Origin of the sequence: Phenylobacterium sp. (genome assembly GCF_031412415.1) — a bacterium.
In the GTDB taxonomy this organism is placed as follows: Bacteria; Pseudomonadota; Alphaproteobacteria; order Caulobacterales; family Caulobacteraceae; genus Phenylobacterium.
Genome location: NZ_JANOCX010000245.1, coordinates 1 through 2,716, shown reverse-complemented (window position 1 = coordinate 2,716; position 2,716 = coordinate 1). Strand labels below are relative to the sequence as shown.

The following is a 2,716-nucleotide window of genomic DNA, read 5'->3' as shown; positions in this document are numbered from 1 at the left end:
TAGTGATGTTCGCCGTCTCCGCCAGCGTGACCGTGCTGGTGGCCGCGGCCCTGCGCAGCGTCATCATGCGGCTGGCCGAGGCCCAGAGCGCGCTGGACCTCAGCGAGTCCTCGCTGCAGCTGGCTCAGGACGCCGGCGGCGTCGGCCTTTGGAACTGGGACGTGGCCACCGGCGACGGCCAATGGTCTTCGGCGCTCTACAAGAACCTGGGCCTGACGCCGGATCAGCCGGCCAATGTGAGGGCTCTGCTGGAGGTCGTGCATCCGGATGATCGCGAGGCCGTACGCCAGTGCAACATCGACGCGGTCAAGCTGGGCCGCATGGAGCCCATCGAGTACCGCGTGATCTGGCCCGACGGCCAGCTGCGCTGGCTGCTGTCGCGGGGCGAGATGCTGCGCGATGAGACGGGGCGGGTGTCCCGCGCCGTCGGGGTCAATATCGACATCACCGATCGACGCCTGGCCTATGAACAGGTTCGCGAGAGCGAGGCGCGGTTCCGCACCCTGGCCGACAGCGCCCCGGTCCTGCTCTGGGTCACAAAGACCGACGGCAAGCGCGAGTTCGTCAACCAGGCCTATGTGGACTTCCTGGGCGTCTCCTACGGCGAGGCCATCAACTTCGACTGGCGGCTGCGGCTGCATGCGGAGGATCTGCCGCGCATCCTGAAGGAGCAGGTCGCCGGCGAGGCGTCGCGCATCCGGTTCTTCCTGGAGGCGCGCTATCGGCGCAGCGACGGCCAGTGGCGCTGGATCCGCTCGATCTCCCAGCCACGATATGCTCCGTCGGGCGAGTTCAGCGGCTTCATCGGGATCGCCTTCGACGTCACGGAGGCCAAGCAGGCCGAGGCCGATCTGATGCGGATCAACGACCTGCTGGCGGAGCGGATGGAAGGGGCCATGGCCGAGCGCGACGCCGCCGAGGCCCAGCTCCGTCACGCCCAGAAGATGGAGGCGGTGGGCCAGCTCACCGGCGGCGTGGCCCACGACTTCAACAACCTGCTGACTGTGATCATCGGCGCCCTGGACCTGATGCAGCGCCATCCCGACGACACGGCGCGGCGCCACCGCATGGTCGACGCCGCCCAGTCCGCCGCGCGCCGGGGTGAGCGGCTGACGCAGCAGCTCCTCGCCTTCTCGCGCCGCCAGACGCTCAAGCCGGAGGCCATCGAAATCGATCGCCTGGTGGCCGAGAGCGAACCCCTGCTCCGCAGCGCCGCCGGCGAAACGACCAATCTGACCGTGGCCCTCGGCGCGGGACAGACCGTGGCGATGGTCGACCGGGGCCAGTTCGAGGCCGCCCTGATGAACCTGGTGGTCAACGCCCGCGACGCCGTGAGCCACGGCGGCGCTATCCGCATCGAGACCGCGCCGCGCGAGCTCACCGAGCGCGAGGTTCCGGAGATCCCGGCCGGCGGCTATGTCTGCGTGACCGTGCGCGACACCGGTGTGGGCATGGCCTCCGACGTCGTCGGGCGCGTGTTCGAGCCGTTCTTCACCACCAAGGACGTGGGCAAGGGCACGGGATTGGGCCTGTCGCAGGTCTATGGGTTCGCCCGCCAGAGCGGCGGCGGCGTGACCATCGAGACCGCGCCCAACCAAGGCGCGGCGGTGACTCTCTACCTACCCCGGGCCAGCGCCGCGGCCGAGGCCGCGCCCCTGGGCCTCCCCACGCCGAGACAGATCGCCGCCGGTCCCAACCTGACCGTCTTGCTGGTCGAGGATGATCCCGAGGTCGCCCAGGTGATCGCCGCCATGCTGGTCGACGTGGGACACGAGGTCGTCCACGCCGAGGGTGTGGCCCAGGCCCTCGACCTGCTGCGCGGAGGCGCGGCGGCCGATCTGATGGTGACCGACCTGGTCATGCCAGGCTCCCGGTCGGGGGTCGACTTGGCCCACGAGGCGGTCGGCCTGCGCCCCGGCCTGCCGGTGATCCTGTCGTCGGGCTATACCGGCGAAGCGCTGAATTCCGCCGACGGCGCGCCGTGGCCCTTGCTGCACAAGCCCTACACGGCCGAAACCCTGGCCGCGGCCATCCGCGACGCCATGGAGCGGGCGGCTGGAACAGTTTCGTGACAATGCGGGACTTGCCCCCGACCTAACGCGGGTCTATATGTCTTTCATCGGTTTTGCTCATGTTGAGCATAATCACGACGCCGACGGGGCGCTGCAGAACATCCCGCGGCGTTTTTTGAGGCCGATGAAATGCTCAATGTGAGCATAAGGAGGACGCCATGGCTGACGGTTCGCAATTCGCGTTCACGCCCGCGGTCGAAGCCGCCACCCGTCCCTTGTGGGAAAAGGTGAAAGGCCATGTCACGCCCATGGAGTGGCGTCTCCAGGCGCCGCTGATCGCCGAGATCAATCGCCTGAAGCGCGAGAAGAACGCGGTCATCCTGGCGCACAACTACATGACGCCGGAAATCTTCCACGGGGTCGGCGACTATGTCGGCGATAGCCTGGGCTTGGCCAAGGAAGCCGCCAAGTCGGACGCCAAGATCATCGTCCAGGCCGGCGTGCACTTCATGGCCGAGACCTCGAAGATCCTGTCGCCCGACAAGACCGTGCTGATCCCCGATCTGCGCGCCGGCTGCAGCCTGGCCTCCTCGATCACCGGCGCCGACGTGCGCCTGATCAAGCAGCGCTATCCCGGCCTGCCGGTGGTCACCTATGTCAACACCACCGCCGACGTGAAGGCCGAGACCGACGTCTGCTGCACC

Annotated in this window: 2 protein-coding genes; both read left to right on the top strand. The window is 68.2% G+C overall.

Going from position 1 to position 2,716, the window contains the following annotated elements; translation table 11 throughout:
* The coding region (locus tag RMO04_RS12230; protein ID WP_309645062.1) for a PAS domain-containing protein at nt 1–2,072 on the top strand (2,072 nt) is incomplete at its 5' end.
* A 158-nt stretch (nt 2,073–2,230) separates the two neighbouring features.
* The coding region (nadA, locus tag RMO04_RS12225; RefSeq protein ID WP_309645061.1) for a quinolinate synthase NadA at nt 2,231–2,716 on the top strand (486 nt) is incomplete at its 3' end.